This window comes from Pseudomonas sp. TE6288 (assembly GCF_054062095.1).
Map to the genome: position 1 here is coordinate 270,054 of NZ_JBSSEW010000002.1, position 17,776 is coordinate 287,829.

General features: G+C 56.1%; 15 protein-coding genes. All 15 read left to right on the forward strand.

Annotated features, from left to right (window positions below; translation table 11 throughout):
• Positions 1–4 precede the first annotated feature (4 nt).
• The 15 genes from atpB (at position 5) to ACVWY1_RS03120 (ending at position 17,240) form a co-directional block, all read left to right on the forward strand.
• The gene (gene atpB, locus ACVWY1_RS03050) at positions 5–874 is read left to right on the forward strand and encodes a F0F1 ATP synthase subunit A (protein WP_023628560.1); all 870 of its coding nucleotides are present in this window, start codon (positions 5–7) and stop codon (positions 872–874) included.
• Positions 875–1,018: 144 nt separating this feature from the next.
• Positions 1,019–1,276, forward strand: a complete 258-nt coding sequence (gene atpE, locus ACVWY1_RS03055) for a F0F1 ATP synthase subunit C (RefSeq protein ID WP_003097235.1) — start codon at positions 1,019–1,021, stop codon at positions 1,274–1,276.
• A 58-nt stretch (positions 1,277–1,334) separates the two neighbouring features.
• A complete protein-coding gene (locus tag ACVWY1_RS03060) occupies positions 1,335–1,805 on the forward strand; it encodes a F0F1 ATP synthase subunit B (RefSeq protein ID WP_102683388.1) in 471 nt (156 codons plus the stop codon).
• Positions 1,806–1,817: 12 nt separating this feature from the next.
• Positions 1,818–2,354 (forward strand): F0F1 ATP synthase subunit delta, encoded by a 537-nt coding sequence (locus tag ACVWY1_RS03065; RefSeq protein WP_023628561.1) that lies wholly within the window; start codon positions 1,818–1,820, stop codon positions 2,352–2,354.
• Between the two features lie 21 nt (positions 2,355–2,375).
• Positions 2,376–3,920, forward strand: a complete 1,545-nt coding sequence (atpA, locus tag ACVWY1_RS03070) for a F0F1 ATP synthase subunit alpha (protein WP_038707082.1) — start codon at positions 2,376–2,378, stop codon at positions 3,918–3,920.
• A gap of 48 nt (positions 3,921–3,968) precedes the next feature.
• Positions 3,969–4,829: a F0F1 ATP synthase subunit gamma gene (gene atpG / locus ACVWY1_RS03075; protein ID WP_102683389.1), complete on the forward strand. Its 861-nt coding sequence runs from the start codon at positions 3,969–3,971 to the stop codon at positions 4,827–4,829.
• Between the two features lie 27 nt (positions 4,830–4,856).
• The gene (gene atpD / locus ACVWY1_RS03080) at positions 4,857–6,233 is read left to right on the forward strand and encodes a F0F1 ATP synthase subunit beta (protein ID WP_023628563.1); all 1,377 of its coding nucleotides are present in this window, start codon (positions 4,857–4,859) and stop codon (positions 6,231–6,233) included.
• Between the two features lie 44 nt (positions 6,234–6,277).
• Positions 6,278–6,697, forward strand: coding sequence for a F0F1 ATP synthase subunit epsilon (locus tag ACVWY1_RS03085; protein ID WP_011536500.1), 420 nt, complete (start codon positions 6,278–6,280; stop codon positions 6,695–6,697).
• 121 nt (positions 6,698–6,818) lie between these two features.
• Positions 6,819–8,186 (forward strand): bifunctional UDP-N-acetylglucosamine diphosphorylase/glucosamine-1-phosphate N-acetyltransferase GlmU, encoded by a 1,368-nt coding sequence (gene glmU / locus ACVWY1_RS03090; RefSeq protein ID WP_277502402.1) that lies wholly within the window; start codon positions 6,819–6,821, stop codon positions 8,184–8,186.
• A 139-nt stretch (positions 8,187–8,325) separates the two neighbouring features.
• A complete protein-coding gene (locus tag ACVWY1_RS03095; protein WP_111531919.1) occupies positions 8,326–9,093 on the forward strand; it encodes a DeoR/GlpR family DNA-binding transcription regulator in 768 nt (255 codons plus the stop codon).
• Positions 9,094–9,105: 12 nt separating this feature from the next.
• Positions 9,106–10,941, forward strand: coding sequence for a glutamine--fructose-6-phosphate transaminase (isomerizing) (gene glmS / locus ACVWY1_RS03100; RefSeq protein WP_457377758.1), 1,836 nt, complete (start codon positions 9,106–9,108; stop codon positions 10,939–10,941).
• 188 nt (positions 10,942–11,129) lie between these two features.
• Positions 11,130–12,041: a TnsA endonuclease N-terminal domain-containing protein gene (locus ACVWY1_RS03105; RefSeq protein ID WP_457377759.1), complete on the forward strand. Its 912-nt coding sequence runs from the start codon at positions 11,130–11,132 to the stop codon at positions 12,039–12,041.
• The gene (locus ACVWY1_RS03110) at positions 12,038–14,218 is read left to right on the forward strand and encodes a Mu transposase C-terminal domain-containing protein (RefSeq protein ID WP_457377760.1); all 2,181 of its coding nucleotides are present in this window, start codon (positions 12,038–12,040) and stop codon (positions 14,216–14,218) included. The genes ACVWY1_RS03105 and ACVWY1_RS03110 overlap by 4 nt, the downstream gene beginning before the upstream one ends.
• Entirely contained in the window at positions 14,215–15,675 is a 1,461-nt protein-coding gene (locus ACVWY1_RS03115) for an ATP-binding protein (RefSeq protein WP_457377761.1), read from the forward strand. Before ACVWY1_RS03110 ends, ACVWY1_RS03115 begins: the two co-directional genes overlap by 4 nt.
• Before the next feature lie 20 nt (positions 15,676–15,695).
• Complete coding sequence (locus ACVWY1_RS03120) at positions 15,696–17,240, forward strand: TnsD family Tn7-like transposition protein (RefSeq protein ID WP_457377762.1); 1,545 nt, start codon at positions 15,696–15,698, stop codon at positions 17,238–17,240.
• The last annotated feature ends 536 nt before the right edge of the window (positions 17,241–17,776 follow it).

Below are 17,776 nucleotides of genomic sequence, written 5' to 3' on the forward strand. Positions count from 1 at the left end.
AACCATGGCAGCAGAAACCGCTTCGGGCTATATCCAGCACCACTTGCAGAACCTGACCTACGGTCAACTACCAGACGGCAGCTGGGGCTTGGCCCATTCGGCTGCAGAAGCCAAGGCAATGGGCTTCTGGGCGTTCCACCTGGACACCCTGGGCTGGTCCGTTGCGCTGGGTCTGATCTTCCTGTTCATCTTCCGCATGGCGGCTAAAAAGGCCACTTCCGGCCAGCCTGGCGCCCTGCAGAACTTCGTCGAAGTGCTGGTGGACTTCGTCCACGGCAGCGTGAAGGATTCCTTCCACGGCCGCAGCCCGGTGATCGCCCCGCTGGCGCTGACCATCTTCGTCTGGGTATTCCTGATGAACGCCATCGACCTGGTACCGGTCGACTGGATTCCTCAGCTGGCCATCCTGATCTCCGGTGATCCGCACATTCCGTTCCGCGCGGTGTCGACCACCGACCCGAACGCCACCCTGGGCATGGCCCTGAGCGTGTTCGCGCTGATCATCTTCTACAGCATCAAGGTCAAGGGCATCGGCGGCTTCATCGGCGAGCTCACCCTGCACCCGTTCGGTAGCAAGAACATCTTCGTGCAGATCCTGCTGATCCCGGTGAACTTCCTGCTCGAGTTCGTCACCCTGATCGCCAAGCCGATTTCGTTGGCACTGCGTCTGTTCGGCAACATGTACGCCGGCGAGCTGGTGTTCATCCTGATCGCGGTGATGTTCGGCGCCGGCATCCTCTGGCTCAGCGGCCTGGGTGTGGTGCTGCAGTGGGCGTGGGCTGTGTTCCACATCCTGATCATCACCCTGCAAGCTTTCATCTTCATGATGCTGACCATCGTCTACCTGTCGATGGCTCACGAAGATAACCATTAAGACCGCCTGGCGTGTCTGATAGCCTTCCCCGCCCGTCTGGGGGGAGGGCTTAAAAAGTCCGCAAGGGCATGCTGTATCAAACGATTTGTTTTACCGCTTCAAACTAAAAACCTAACCAATACGACGTAAAAGTCGGGAGGAAAGATGGAAACTGTAGTTGGTCTGACCGCTATCGCTGTTGCTCTGCTGATCGGCCTGGGTGCTCTGGGTACCGCCATTGGTTTCGGCCTGCTGGGCGGCAAGTTCCTGGAAGGCGCTGCTCGCCAGCCAGAAATGGTTCCAATGCTGCAGGTCAAGATGTTCATCGTTGCCGGTCTGCTCGACGCCGTCACCATGATCGGTGTTGGTATCGCTCTGTTCTTCACCTTCGCAAACCCCTTCGTTGGTCAGATCGCCGGCTAATCACTCGTTTCCAACGAGTGAAAGGCTGTGATGAACAAAGACCGAGCGAGGTGTTGGCGTGAACATTAATGCAACCCTGATTGGCCAATCCGTTGCTTTCCTGATTTTTGTGCTCTTCTGCATGAAGTACGTATGGCCTCCGGTCATCACTGCTCTGCAAGAGCGCCAGAAGAAGATTGCTGACGGCCTGGACGCTGCCAATCGCGCTGCTCGCGACCTGGAGCTGGCCCAAGAGAAAGTGGGTCAGCAACTGCGTGAAGCGAAGGCACAGGCAGCCGAAATCATTGAGCAAAGCAAGAAACGCGCTGCTCAGCTTGTCGAGGAAGCCCGTGAACAGGCCCGCGTCGAAGCTGACCGTGTGAAGGCTCAGGCTCAAGCCGAGATCGAACAGGAACTGAACAGCGTCAAAGACGCCCTGCGTGCCCAAGTGGGTGCCCTGGCTGTTGGCGGTGCTGAAAAGATCCTTGGCGCCACAATCGATCAAAACGCGCATGCGGAGCTGGTTAACAAACTGGCCGCTGAAATTTAAGCGAGGGCGATCATGGCAGAACTGACCACGTTGGCCCGACCTTACGCTAAGGCTGCCTTCGAGCATGCCCAGGCCCATCAGCAACTGGCCAATTGGTCAGCCATGCTCGGCCTGGCTGCTGCGGTGTCGCAAGACGACACCATGCAGCGCCTGCTCAAGGCCCCGCAACTGACTAGCGCAGAAAAGGCCGCCGCATTCATTGAAGTGTGCGGTGACAAGTTTGACGCCAAGGCACAGAATTTCATTCATGTTGCCGCGGAAAACGAACGTCTCCTGCTTCTGCCGGAGATTTCGACTCTGTTCGACCTGTACAAGGCCGAGCAAGAGAAATCCGTGGACGTGGAAGTCACCAGTGCTTTTGCGTTGAACCAAGAACAGCAAGACAAACTCGCCAAGGTTCTCAGTGCACGGTTAGGCCAGGAAGTGCGCCTGCACGCGTCGGAGGATGCCAGCCTGATCGGCGGCGTCGTCATCCGCGCTGGCGACCTGGTAATCGACGGTTCGGTTCGCGGGAAAATCGCGAAACTGGCCGAAGCCTTGAAATCTTGAGTTTGAAGGGGCAGCAGAGCAATGCAGCAACTCAATCCTTCCGAAATTAGTGAAATCATCAAGGGCCGCATCGACAACCTCGATGTCGGCTCCCAAGCCCGTAACGAAGGTACCGTCGTTTCGGTTTCCGACGGCATCGTGCGGATCCACGGTCTGGCCGACGTCATGTACGGCGAAATGATCGAGTTCCCTGGCAGCGTATTCGGCATGGCCCTGAACCTGGAGCAAGACTCCGTAGGTGCAGTGATCCTGGGTGCCTATGACACCCTCGCCGAAGGCATGAGCGCCAAGTGCACCGGCCGCATCCTGGAAGTTCCGGTTGGTAAGGAACTGCTGGGTCGCGTCGTTGACGCACTGGGTAACCCGATCGACGGCAAAGGTCCTCTGGGCAACACCCAGACCGACGCGGTCGAGAAAGTAGCTCCAGGCGTGATCTGGCGTAAGTCGGTAGACCAGCCTGTACAGACTGGCTACAAGTCCGTCGACGCCATGATCCCTGTTGGCCGTGGCCAGCGTGAGCTGATCATCGGTGACCGTCAGATCGGCAAGACCGCCATGGCCATCGACGCCATCATCAACCAGAAAGACTCCGGTATTTTCTGCGTTTATGTTGCAGTCGGCCAGAAGCGTTCCACCGTTGCCAACATCGTTCGCAAGCTGGAAGAAGCCGGCGCCCTGGCCAACACCATCGTGGTCGTTGCCAGTGCTTCGGAATCCGCCGCACTGCAGTTCCTGGCACCTTATGCCGGCTGCACCATGGGCGAGTTCTTCCGTGACCGCGGTGAAGACGCCCTGATCGTTTACGATGACCTGTCCAAGCAGGCCGTTGCCTACCGTCAGATCTCCCTGCTGCTGCGCCGTCCACCAGGACGTGAAGCGTACCCAGGCGACGTGTTCTATCTCCACTCCCGTCTGCTGGAGCGTGCATCGCGCGTTTCCGAAGAGTACGTCGAGAAGTTCACCAACGGTGCCGTAACTGGCAAGACTGGCTCGCTGACCGCTCTGCCGATCATCGAAACCCAGGCTGGCGACGTTTCCGCGTTCGTTCCGACCAACGTGATCTCGATCACCGACGGTCAGATCTTCCTGGAATCGGCCATGTTCAACGCAGGCATCCGTCCTGCCGTTAACGCCGGTGTGTCGGTATCCCGTGTTGGTGGTGCCGCCCAGACCAAGATCATCAAGAAGCTGTCCGGTGGTATCCGTACCGCCCTGGCCCAGTACCGTGAACTGGCGGCCTTCGCCCAGTTCGCTTCGGACCTGGACGAGGCTACCCGCAAGCAGCTGGAGCATGGTCAGCGCGTTACCGAGCTGATGAAGCAGAAGCAGTACGCGCCAATGTCGATCGCCGACATGGCCCTGTCGCTGTACGCCGCTGAGCGTGGTTTCCTGACCGACGTAGAAGTCTCCAAGGTTGGCAGCTTCGAGCAAGCTCTGATTGCCTACTTCAACCGTGATCACGCCGAACTGATGGCCAAGATCAACGTGAAGGGTGACTTCAACGACGAAATCGACGCTGGCATGAAAGCCGGTATCGAGAAGTTCAAGGCCACCCAGACCTGGTAAGCCGCAGCGGGGGCTCCGGCCCCCGCTTGCTAACCTGATAGGTGATACATGGCAGGCGCAAAAGAGATTCGCAGTAAGATTGCGAGCATCAAAAGCACGCAAAAAATTACCAGCGCCATGGAGAAAGTGGCGGTCAGCAAGATGCGCAAGGCACAAATGCGCATGGCTGCTAGCCGTCCTTACGCGGAGCGTATCCGCCAGGTGATCGGTCATCTGGCCAACGCCAACCCGGAATACCGCCACCCGTTCATGATCGAGCGCCCTGTAAAGCGCGCTGGTTATATCGTGGTGAGCAGTGACCGTGGTCTGTGCGGTGGCTTGAACACCAACCTGTTCAAGGCCCTGGTCAAGGACATGAGCGAAAACCGCGAACAGGGCGTTGAAATCGACCTGTGCGTGATCGGCAGCAAGGGTGCGACTTTCTTCCGCATCTTTGGCGGCAACGTCGTAGCCGCGATCAGCCACCTGGGCGAAGAGCCATCGATCAACGATCTGATCGGCTCCGTCAAAGTGATGCTGGACGCCTACCTCGACGGCCGTATCGATCGCCTCTCGGTGGTTTCGAACAAGTTCATCAACACCATGACCCAAAAACCGACGGTCGAGCAGTTGGTACCGTTGGTGGCAACCCCGGATCAGGAACTCAAGCACCACTGGGACTACCTGTACGAACCCGACGCAAAAGAGCTGCTGGACGGCTTGATGGTGCGTTACGTGGAGTCGCAGGTGTACCAGGCGGTGGTCGAGAACAACGCTGCTGAACAAGCGGCCCGGATGATCGCCATGAAGAACGCCACAGACAACGCCGGTGATTTGATCAAAGAGCTTCAGTTGATCTACAACAAGGCGCGTCAGGCTGCGATCACCCAGGAGATCTCGGAAATCGTCGGCGGCGCTGCCGCGGTTTAACGGTTCAAAAATTCAGAGGATCCAGCTATGAGTAGCGGACGTATCGTGCAAATCATCGGCGCCGTCATCGACGTGGAATTCCCACGTGATGCCGTGCCGAGTGTTTACAACGCGCTGAAAGTACAAGGCGCGGAAACCACCCTGGAAGTTCAGCAGCAGCTGGGCGACGGCGTGGTTCGTACCATTGCGATGGGCTCGACCGAAGGTCTGAAGCGCGGTCTGGATGTCGTCGACACCAAGGCTGCCATCTCGGTACCCGTCGGCAAGGCAACCCTGGGCCGTATCATGGACGTCCTGGGCAACCCGATCGACGAAGCCGGCCCAATCGGCGAAGAAGAGCGTCGCGGTATCCACCAGCCAGCGCCTTCGTTCGCTGACCAGGCAGGCGGCAACGACCTGCTGGAAACCGGCATCAAGGTTATCGACCTGGTCTGCCCGTTCGCCAAGGGTGGTAAGGTTGGTCTGTTCGGTGGTGCCGGCGTCGGCAAGACCGTGAACATGATGGAACTGATCCGTAACATCGCCATGGAACACAGCGGTTACTCCGTGTTCGCTGGTGTGGGTGAGCGTACTCGTGAGGGTAACGACTTCTACCACGAGATGAAGGACTCCAACGTTCTCGACAAGGTAGCGCTGGTCTACGGTCAGATGAACGAGCCACCAGGAAACCGTCTGCGCGTAGCACTGACCGGCCTGACCATGGCTGAGAAGTTCCGTGACGAAGGTAACGACGTTCTGCTGTTCGTCGACAACATCTATCGTTACACCCTGGCCGGTACCGAAGTATCCGCACTGCTGGGCCGTATGCCTTCGGCAGTAGGTTACCAGCCGACCCTGGCCGAAGAGATGGGCGTTCTGCAAGAGCGTATCACTTCGACCAAGGAAGGTTCGATCACCTCCGTCCAGGCCGTATACGTACCTGCGGACGACCTGACCGACCCGTCGCCAGCGACCACCTTCGCCCACTTGGACGCCACCGTCGTTCTGTCCCGTGACATCGCTTCCCTGGGTATCTACCCAGCGGTCGACCCACTGGACTCGACTTCGCGCCAGCTGGACCCGAACGTGATCGGCACCGAGCACTACGACACCGCTCGTGGCGTTCAGTATGTTCTGCAGCGCTACAAAGAGCTGAAGGACATCATCGCGATCCTGGGTATGGACGAACTGTCCGAAGCCGACAAGCAACTGGTTGCCCGCGCTCGTAAGATCCAGCGCTTCCTGTCGCAGCCGTTCTTCGTGGCCGAAGTCTTCACCGGCTCGCCAGGCAAGTACGTTTCGCTCAAGGACACCATCGCTGGCTTCAGCGGCATCCTCAAAGGTGACTACGACCACCTGCCAGAACAAGCGTTCTACATGGTCGGCAGCATCGACGAAGCGATCGAGAAAGCCAAGAAACTGTAATCCCGGCGCCCCGCAAGGGGCGCTAATCAGGTTGAGGCAAGCAGATGGCTATGACAGTCCATTGCGATATCGTCAGCGCGGAAGGAGAGATCTTCTCCGGCCTGGTCGAGATGGTAGTAGCGCACGGCAACCTGGGCGATCTGGGTATCGCTCCAGGCCACGCGCCGCTGATCACCAATCTCAAGCCTGGTCCGATCACGCTGACCAAGCAAGGTGGCGATCGTGAGGTGTTCTACATCTCCGGTGGCTTCCTCGAAGTGCAGCCGAACATGGTCAAGGTTCTTGCCGACACCGTGCAGCGCGCTGCCGACCTGGACGAAGCTCAGGCTCAGGAAGCCCTCAAGGCTGCTGAGAACGCGCTGAACGCGAAAAGCTCGGACTTCGACTACGGTGCTGCTGCCGCACGTCTGGCCGAAGCTGCAGCTCAGCTGCGTACTGTCCAGCAATTGCGCAAGGGCAAGTAACCTGGCCTTGGCCGGTCACTTCCAATGCGATTGAGTTAAAGGGTAGCCTCGGCTACCCTTTTTCTTTTCTGAATTTCCCCTTTGGTCACGTCCCTGACCGCTTAGGATTGGTAGCCAGTCAATGTCCCTTGATATCGTCATTCTCGCCGCAGGCCAAGGCACCCGCATGCGCTCCGCGCTGCCCAAGGTACTGCACCCGGTCGCCGGCAACTCCATGCTCGGCCACGTTATCCACAGCGCACGCCAGTTGCAGCCCAAGGGTATTCACGTGGTTATCGGCCATGGCGCGGAGTTGGTGCGCGAACGCCTTGCAGCGGACGATCTGAATTTCGTCCTGCAGGACAAGCAATTGGGCACCGGCCATGCGGTGGCCCAGGCGCTGCCGGCGATCACTGCCGACACCGTGCTGGTGCTCTACGGCGATGTGCCGCTGATCGAGGTGGAAACCTTGCAGCGCCTGCTGGCCAAAGTCAGCGAGCAACAGCTCGGGCTGCTCACGGTGACCCTGCAGGACCCGACCGGCTATGGCCGCATTGTGCGTGACACCGCGGGCAAGGTGGCGGCGATCGTCGAGCACAAGGACGCCAGCGAAGCGCAGAAGGCGATCAAGGAAGGCAACACCGGTATCCTCGCCATGCCGGCCGCACGCTTGGCCGACTGGATGGGACGCCTGTCCAACAACAATGCCCAGGGCGAGTACTACCTCACCGACGTGATTGCCATGGCCGTGGACGATGGCTTGGTGGTCGCCACCGAGCAGCCCCACGACCCGATGGAAGTGCAAGGCGCCAACGACCGCCGCCAGCTTTCGGAACTCGAGCGTCACTACCAGCTGCGCGAAGGCCGTCGCCTGATGGCCCAGGGCGTCACCCTGCGCGATCCGGCGCGCTTCGATGTGCGCGGTGAGGTGACCGTCGGCCGGGATGTACTTATCGATATCAACGTCATTCTCGAAGGCAAGGTAGTCATCGAGGACGACGTGCAGATCGGCCCGAACTGCGTGATCAAGGACAGCACACTGCGCAAAGGCGTGATCATCAAGGCCAACAGTCATATCGAAGGCGCGGTGATGGGCGAGGGCAGCGATGCCGGCCCGTTCGCCCGCTTGCGCCCAGGCAGCGTGCTGGAGGCCAAGGCACATGTGGGTAACTTCGTCGAGCTGAAGAATGCGCACCTGGGCGAGGGCGCCAAGGCCGGCCACCTGACCTACCTGGGCGACGCCGAGATCGGCGCCCGCACCAACATCGGCGCTGGCACCATCACCTGCAACTATGACGGTGCCAACAAGTTCCGCACGGTGATGGGTGAGGACGTGTTCATCGGCTCCAACAACTCGCTGGTGGCCCCTGTGGAAATCCAGGCCGGGGCCACTACCGCAGCGGGCTCGACCATCACCCAGACGGTTGAAGCCGGACAGTTGGGCGTGGCACGTGCACGCCAGCGCAATATCGAAGGCTGGAAGCGGCCGGAGAAAATCAGGAAGAGCTGAGTTATCCACAGCGCGTTTTGCACAGGCCGACTTATGTGAATAAGTCGGCCTTTTTATTTTCCGGTCCTGCTGACTTGACGAATCGTTTGACTTAGGTTTTGATTGCAACACTTATCTTTCGAATCGAAACTTAACCGAAATGTCGAAACGAAATACTCCCCAACGTCGCCACAACATCCTGGCCTTGCTCAACGAGCAGGGCGAGGTCAGTGTCGACGCTTTGGCCAAGCGTTTCGAAACCTCCGAAGTGACCATCCGCAAGGATCTGCACGCCTTGGAGGCCAACGGCCTGCTGCTGCGCCGCTATGGCGGCGCGGTGACGATGCCTCAGGAGCTGCTGGGCGACACGGTTCAGCCGGTGTCCCTCTACAAGCAGGCCATCGCTCGTGCGGCGGTGGAACGCATCCGTGAACATGCGCGCATCATCATCGACAGCGGCAGTACCACGGCGGCGATGATCCCGCAGCTCGGGCGCCAGCCAGGCCTGGTGGTGATGACCAACTCGCTCAATGTGGCCCGGGCTATCAGCGAACAAGAGCATGAACCTGTGCTGCTGATGACTGGTGGTACCTGGGACCCGCACTCGGAGTCCTTCCAGGGCCAGGTGGCCGAGCAGGTACTACGCTCATACGACTTCGACCAGCTGTTCATCGGTGCCGACGGCATCGACCTGGAACGTGGCACAACCACCTTCAACGAACTGCTGGGATTGAGCCGGGTCATGGCCGAAGTGGCCCGCGAGGTCATCGTCATGGTCGAGTCGGATAAGGTCGGTCGCAAGATCCCCAACCTCGAGCTGCCCTGGGGCAGCGTGAACACCCTGATTACTGATGATCGCCTGCCCACCGAGGCACGCGACCGGATTCAAGCCCGCGGCATCACCCTTATCTGCGCCGCTATCAGCTAGGAGCAACATCTTATGTGTGGAATCGTCGGTGCCGTTGCTGAGCGCAATATCACAGCCATCCTCATCGAAGGCCTCAAGCGTCTTGAGTACCGTGGTTACGACAGCGCCGGCCTGGCCGTCCTGACCCAGCAAGGCGCGCTCGAGCGTCGCCGCCGCATCGGCAAGGTCAGCGAACTGGAAGGCGCGGTTGCCGCCGACCCGCTGGCCGGCCAGCTGGGCATCGCCCATACCCGTTGGGCCACACATGGCGCGCCGACCGAGCACAATGCCCACCCGCACTTCTCTGGCCATGAAGTGGCGGTGGTGCACAACGGCATCATCGAAAATCACGAGGAACTGCGTGAAGAGCTCAAGGGCCTGGGCTACGCCTTTGTTTCGCAGACCGACACCGAGGTGATCGTGCACCTCATCCACCACCTGCTCAAGACCATCCCCGACCTCACCGAGGCGCTCAAGGCAGCGGTCAAGCGTCTGCATGGCGCCTATGGCCTGGCTGTGATCAGCGCCAGCCAGCCAGACCGTCTGGTGGCTGCCCGCAGCGGCAGCCCCCTGGTGATCGGCCTGGGCCTCGGTGAAAACTTCCTGGCCTCGGATCAACTGGCCCTGCGCCAGGTCACCGACCGTTTCATGTACCTGGAAGAGGGCGATATCGCCGAGATTCGCCGCAATCAGGTGCAGATCTGGGATCTGGCCGGTCAGCCGGTCCAGCGTGAGACGGTGCAGTACCACGAAGGCGCGGAAGCCGCCGAGAAGGGCAACTATCGCCATTTCATGCTCAAGGAGATTCACGAGCAACCCGGCGTGGTGCAGCGCACGCTGGAAGGTCGCCTGGGCAATGACCACGTGATGGTGCAGGCCTTCGGTCCACAGGCCGCCGAGCTGTTCGGCAAAGTGCGCAATGTGCAGATCGTCGCCTGCGGTACCAGCTACCACGCCGGCATGGTCGCCCGTTACTGGCTCGAAAGCCTGGCCGGCATCCCTTGCCAGGTGGAAGTTGCCAGTGAGTTCCGCTATCGCAAGGTGGTGGTGCAGCCGGACACGCTGTTTGTCTCCATCTCGCAATCCGGCGAGACCGCCGACACTTTGGCTGCCTTGCGCTATGCCAAGGAGCTGGGTTTCCTCGGCAGCCTGGCCATCTGCAACAAGGGCATCAGCTCGCTGGTGCGTGAATCCGACCTGACCCTGCTGACCCTGGCCGGGCCGGAGATCGGCGTTGCCTCGACCAAGGCCTTCACCACCCAGCTGGTCTCGCTGATGCTGCTGACCCTGGCCCTCGGCCAGGTGCGCGGTACCCTCGAGGCCGGTGTCGAAGCCGAGTTGGTGGACGAGCTGCGCTGCCTGCCGGCGCGCCTGAGCGAAGCGCTGGCGATGGATGGCGTGGTCGAGAAGATCGCCGAGCTGTTCGCCGACAAGCACCACACCCTGTTCCTTGGCCGCGGTGCCCAGTACCCGGTGGCCATGGAAGGTGCGCTCAAGCTCAAGGAAATCTCCTATATCCACGCCGAAGCCTATCCGGCTGGTGAGCTCAAGCATGGTCCTCTGGCGTTGGTGGACAACGATATGCCCGTGGTGACCGTGGCTCCTAACAACGAGCTGCTGGAAAAGCTCAAGTCGAACCTGCAGGAAGTCCGCGCCCGTGGCGGTGAGCTGGTGGTATTTGCCGACGAGAATGCTGGCATGAGCAATGGCGAAGGCACCCACGTGATCAACGTGCCGCACATCAACGATGCGCTGGCGCCGATCCTCTACACCATCCCGCTGCAACTGTTGTCGTACTACGTCGCCGTGCTCAAGGGCACCGACGTAGACCAGCCGCGCAACCTGGCCAAGTCGGTGACGGTGGAGTAACGCTACTGCTGTTGCAAAGGGAGGGCTGTTGCTTCATAAAAAAGGGCGTAACAAAAAAATTAAGTATGTAACAAGCGAAATTAAGTAGGTAACAAGCCCCTCGGAGGCGTAAAATCGGACTCCAAGCGACCGTCTAGCGGCCGCATCGTCGATTTGAAGCGATCTTGCGCTCCGAGGCTGGCACCGCTATGAACCCCTCCCAGCCTAACCCGACACCTCCTGCGGCCTTCAATCCGCGTCGGGGCCAGCTAGTGAGCAGGGATTACCTCGAGAAGCTGATCAAAAAAGGCGTGGGCAGCGGTGAACGCGAGTCCTATCGGCCTTGGCTAAAAATCCGCTCGGTTCCTTCCAGGGGAACGTCCAGAGTTGTTCCTGGGGTCCGGGTCGCTCGAGGACATCACTGCTTGTCCAACGGCGAATTCATGTTTTTGGTCTTAATGGAGTTCAATCAAGACATCACGGACATCCGTGAGCAGTTCCCTCTGATTGACTACGACGAGACCTACGCCATTGCGCTGCAAAAAAATATTAAGCCCGCCCGGTATATTGGTACGGATGTGCCGTTCGTTTTTACCGCAGATTTCATGCTGAGCTATGCTCGGCCTGGGTGTGATTCAATGCTTGTCGCCGTTTCACTTAAATATCGAAGTGAAATTGCTAACGCAACAGTCGAGAAAAGAAAGCGTATCTTCGAAAAGCAGGAGATCGAGAAGGAGTATTGGGCCCGGCGAGGAGTTGCCTCTAAGCTCTGTTTCTTTGAAGACCTTCCGCATATAAAGATCAAAAATCTTGTTATCCTTAGAAGTTATGCGAATTTACCCCTTTCTGTTGCATCTGATAGCAACGTGCAGAAGATTCTGCTGTTTTTAAGTGCTGCTGACTCTGCGGAAATCGAAAGTATCTCTTTGCGACGATTGTTGAGGCTTATCAGTCAGCACGTTTACATCGAATATGCGGTGGTTAAGGAGCTGATTTTCTATCTCATCTGGCACAAAAGAATTATAGTCAAGCTAGATGATTATGAACTCGGAATTTCTAAGCCGCTTATTGGGCTAAGGGTGCCCTTCGCAACGGTATCTATGGGCGAGGTCATGCTGTGAAATTATCGATTAACTACGTCTTGGTGCCCGTACTTGAGTCCGCTTTGATAAAGTCGGTATCAAGGATTTTAGACGTCGACCATAGAACCGGGCAGGCGCTGATCATAGGACTTGAGTATCCCTTGAAGAAGCCAGGGGTGGTGGGCATTGAGGAAATCTCATTTGAGATAGGGCAGGGGATTCTACGGGTCGAACAGGACGTTCCTGCGGCATATATGCTCAAGGATGAAAGCGAGCTCAGTGATAAAGAAAAGCTGTCGCGTGAAAAATCTTGGAAGCTGATTAAAGACCTCGTAGAACGTAAAAACGCGGGTGATATGTTTGTTGATGGTGAGTTCGGTAAGCGTGTAGCTGACCATGCGGCTAGGCTGAATATTTCGCGAGCAATGATCTACAGGTTACTTTACAGATACTGGGCCCATGGGCAGTCCAAAAACGTATTCCTTTGGCAATCTACCAATTGGGGAGGCCCAGGAAAACGGAAGTTCTACAAAGAGGGTGCTCAACCAGGAAGACCGCCGCTCTACCGTGGAATAGTCAAGCAAGATCGAGCTATCCGCATCAATGGCTTTGATCTAACGTGCATTGAGACTTCCTTTCTAAGGTATGTCAACAAGCAGGAGTCATCTGTTAAGAAATCTTTCGATTGGATGATTCAAAACTATTATCGAGAGATTCATTCTGATGGGGCCGTCGGGGATGTGAAACGCGGAAAACATCCCACCATAAGCCAGTTCAGACGCTACTCGGGTCAGTACTTTGATCGTTTGTCTATACTGAAATCTCACGCTGGTCAGATTCGCTGGCTTAAAGACCATCGGGCTATTAAAGGGACTGCTGTGGATGGCGTCTCCGGCCCGGCCCATCGATACGAAATTGACGCCACTATTGCAGACATTTATCTCGTCCATCGTGTGAATAGAAATTGGATAATAGGTAGGCCGGTACTCTATATTGTCGTGGATGCCTATTCGCGCATGATTGCGGGTGTGCATGTCGGACTTGAAGGTCCAAGCTGGGAGGGTGCTCGCCATGCTTTGTACAACGCTTTTACAAGCAAAGTGGACTATTGCAAGCGCTACGGCATAACAATTGAAGAGAATCAATGGCCCTGCCATCACATTCCGGCTGAGGTTTCAGCAGACCGGGCTGAACTGCTGAGTCATGCAGGTGAGGAGTTCTCCAACACCTTGGATGTGATTTTGAAAATTGCTCCACCTTATAGACCCGATTGGAAATCAATCGTAGAGAGTCGCTTCAAGCTCATTAATCAAGGGCTTAGTCTTAAGTTCATGCCGGGTGGCGTCGACGCTCGAAGAATGGAGCGTGGGGACCGCGACTACCAGCTGGATGCTCAATATGATTTGGATCAATTCACTGCCATCATCATTAATGAAATCCTTTACCACAACGCAACCTTACATTTACCACATCTCGCCACAAACGATATGGTCCGGGATGAGATAGATCTCTATCCGATAGATATTTGGAAGTGGGGGATGGAAAATAATCTCCTGAGGCTAAAAACTCGCACGGATACTGAGATCAAGATTGGTCTGTTACCTTCCGCGCTAGCGTCCATACGCCGAGCGGGGATTTACTTCAAAGGTGTCTATTACACATGCGATCTAGCTCAGCGCGAAGAATGGTTTGCCAAAGCACATAATTTCGGCGTGCAGAGGCTGAAAGTTTGGTACGACCCCAATAGCGTGGATAATGTTTGGATTCGTGATGGAACGGGCTTCGTTCGGTTAGAAATAGTTGAATACTTGAAGGGAAAGTACAGTGGATTCCGACTAGAGGAGATCGAAGACCGAATTGCTGTTTTGAAGCAAGTATCACCTGAAAAAGAGTACGATCGGCTTAATATAGCAGCTCGGACAAGAGATGCTAACGATGAAATTTCTCTGCAAGCGAAAAAAATGAAGCAGGATTCGCCTGTTCCGCCTTCCAAAGCTGCGGCAAAGGCCAATAAGACAGCTAATCGCCAATCTGAGGTAGTGGTACTTCGGGCAGCAGACAGTGCAGAACTCTCCCGATTGTCGACTGACGAATTGTCACCTTCGTCGCCCCCCTCCGCTGAGCCCTCGGATCAAGATGCCCCGACGCGCGAGCCTACAGCGCGTAAGAAGGTCGTTTTGAATTTGATCTCCTCCAAGCTCAAGAGGCCTGAATGATGATCCGCTCATCTCCTGCTACCTACACCCCAACTGGGCTCGCTCACTACGACGGCAATCCGCTGATTGAGGCGCTTCCCGCGATCCATGAAGATGAGGTCATAGGCGAACTGCTCTGTAATTTTCCCGAATTTCCTAACGCGGCTGAAATGGCGTTGAGCGCGAAGCTCAGAGCACACTGTGTTAGTCGCATTAGTGACATTGTTGTTCCTATGGAGCTGCATCTTCAATTCGAAGCCTCTCTCAGTCAGCTAATCCGGGCCGGCTATACCGCACGAAACCCGTTGGATAGGGACGCCGTAGCCATGCTTCACGCTGCTGATGACGACCAGCTGCGTCATTGTGGCTTCAAATCCTCTGCATCCTCGCTTGCTATCTTCGGGCTGAGCGGCATGGGGAAGACTACGTTGCTAAACAGCCTGGTCAAGACCTACCCTCAGGTGATTGTCCACAAGCGATATGCTGGTAAGGCCTTGAAAAGGACGCAGGTTGTCTGGTTAAAAGTTGATTGCCCTCACGATGGGTCGCCGCGTGGTTTGTGTGCTTCTTTTTTCTCCGCCCTCGATGCAGCAATCGGCACTGATTACACCGATAGGTACATGAAGCCAAGAGCAAGTGTCAGTATGCTGCTTCAGCATGTTAGTCAGCTCAGCCGAAGTTTCAATGTTGGTGTTTTAATTGTTGATGAGTTACAGAATTTAAATCTGCTAGCTGATGCTGATGCGAAACAACGCATTCTCAACTTCTTCCTGACGTTATCTAATGACTCAGGTATACCGCTAGTTTACTCGGGAACGAACTCTACCTTCAAACTCTTCTCGAAGGTTGTTCGAAATGCTAGGCGTGCCCTTGGCATGAGCGACTATTATTTTGATCGGTTCCGAATACAGGACGACGAATGGAGCGCTTTGGTTCAAACCTTCCTTGCCTACAATTGGACGCAGGAGCCGATCGAATTAACGTCCGAGCTTAACGAAACTTTGTATGACCTGAGCCAGGGCAATACTGATTTCCTCGCAAAATTGATGATGCTTACCCAGTGGTACGCACTATCGAACGACGAGAAAATTACTCCTGCGCTTTACCGAAAAGTATACGAACGGCAGATGATCATCCTGCATAAGCCCATCGAGGCTTTGCGCAGTAATGACCCACTGCAAATCGACGATTTCGAGGACATGATGCCGGCCCGTGAGCAGGTGGCCCAGATGCTCGCCGCTGCTCGCATGCGCCAGGCACGGCGAATGGGATTGCTTATTCACCGTACCCCTTTGCCCGACCCTCTGTCGAATGACCTACTGGAGAAAACCGCCGGCCGCAGGCGCGGCCACTTGGCTGCGGTAGCTGATACTTCGGTGGTTAGCGACGCGCAGAAGGTCGCAGAGTCCGATGATTGGGAAACCACTGCTGCCGAGAAGGGCTTTACTAGCTTGGACGGTGATATAGATCTCTGGTGATAGGTAGGGAGCGGGATGATATGGCTTCTGTGCTGAACTTCCCTACGCCCCTTCCTGATGAAACTATCACTAGCCTGGTAACCCGATACCATCTGATTTCGGGAGGTCTTGGGGTACGGCCGACGCTGACGGATCTGTTTGGAAGCGTCACTCGCAGCTACGCATCTAATCTGCCGTGTTACCTGGGCCATCTTGAAGCTGCGTCAGGCTTTACCCGCCTGGCGGACAACCATACGCTACTTCCGTACTTCGAGCCTTTTCTCTCTCCTGAGAAAGGCAAGCAGGCCAGGAAGCTGATGCACTCAGCCCAGCCTGTAGGCCTCAAGATGACATTAGGGATCACAGCAGCCGGATTTGAGCGATTTTGCGTCCGGCAGTACTGCCCCCGATGTGTCGCAGTGGACGTTTCGGTTCATGGGGTCTCTTACTGGCATGTCGGACACCAAGCCCCTGGCGTTCATATCTGCCCGGCCCATCATTGCTTCCTGCAGCGTGTTCCATCCGACCCTGGCTCCGGCTATTTCAACCAATTTTTTCTTCCCTCAGACGTGATTCGGCTTCGTGAATGTGAGGAGAACGAATATGCCTCTGATGCGTACTTCTGCCGGCTTGCGAATCTTGCTGACATCGTGGAATGGGGGCGGTCGCATCCCCGAGCTATCGCCAGTCTTCTTCAGGCCCGCTATCTTTTTTTTGTCTTAGACAGAGCTGGGTATATTTCGCGGGGAAGGGTGCGTGCTGGCATGCTTGCAGCGCATTTTCTCGAAGCTATAGAGCTATACCCGCCACGAGACGAATTTCGCAGGCTGTTCGAGCTCCACGGTGACAAAGTGATTTGGCCATTCAATTTGCTACGGTCACGTGCCTCAAGCCATCACCCCATTTTTTTCTATACTTTCCTCAATTCATTTGGTGTAGACATTCAATGCCTAATTCAAGACTATGCCGAAGGTGTGAAATTTTGCCCTACCCCGTTACTCAAAGCCGCGTGTCGAGCGTCGCCTGTAGATCACTCTGAACTTGTCGCTAGGCGAAAATCCTTCGCTACAGACTACGCTAAAAGTCCAGCTAAAAAGGCGCGAAATTATACTTGGCTGTATCGTCACGATAAGGCCTGGCTACGGAACTATATTTCTTGTCATGCCAAAGGTTGGGCGGTGCGCGATCTCATTGACTGGAATCGGAGGGACTGTGAGTTAGTCGCAAGGTTGTCACGCGCTTTAGATGATCTGTACGCGTTGCCAGGTAGGCCAATTTTTATTTCACTAGCGGCTTTGTGTCGCGCCTTATCTGTTCCTCCTGATGCATTTCGACAGCGGCGGAAGCTACCTAGGTCTTTGGCATTCATCAAGGCGAGTTTGGAAAGCCGGCATGATCATCAGCTCAGAAAGCTGCACTGGGCCGCTCGCTTCCTAGCTGCGGGAAATTTAGCTATTACTAAGTCCAGCTTATTCAGGCAGGCTGGCATTAGAGTGTCGCAGGTCTCCGATGATGAAGTTATATCACTTATTGATGGTGCGGGAGGCACTCATAGCAGTCACGAAGTTTTGCAGGTTACCGTATAGGAGATAAGCGACCCGTGTGAATAACTGCATTGGTGTGCGAGCCAGATTTTTGTTATCGGCGTCAGTCTGCACATAGACGTGTTTGCCAGTCCCTGTTCTATGATCCTGATCTATGCAGAACTGAAAATAGCTCTTAATTGATGATTTTTCATAGCCTAGGATTTCTAGGGAGCGATTTATTGTTGTAATTGACAGAAGTCGATATTTTTCCGGGTTACTCAGATTTAGCACGTCATAAACGAATTGGGAATAATCTTGTGCAGTTTGGCCCTGTATAGCGTACGCCTTGCCATAGCGCTCTTGGGTCAGGCATGAGCCTAGCATCGTGATTTTGTGCCGCTGGAAATCTACTTGGCACGTAGGGCACCTCTCCAGTAAACGCGATGCATGCCGATGGCAGACCTCAACACCTAGCGGTCCTGGAGCTACATGGGTTCGGTGTATGTAGGCGGTGCCTAGGCGCTGCATGTCTTCAATGACGCATTCAACGCATACCCTCAAAGTTCCTCTGGGCAGGAACGATACATTTCGGAATC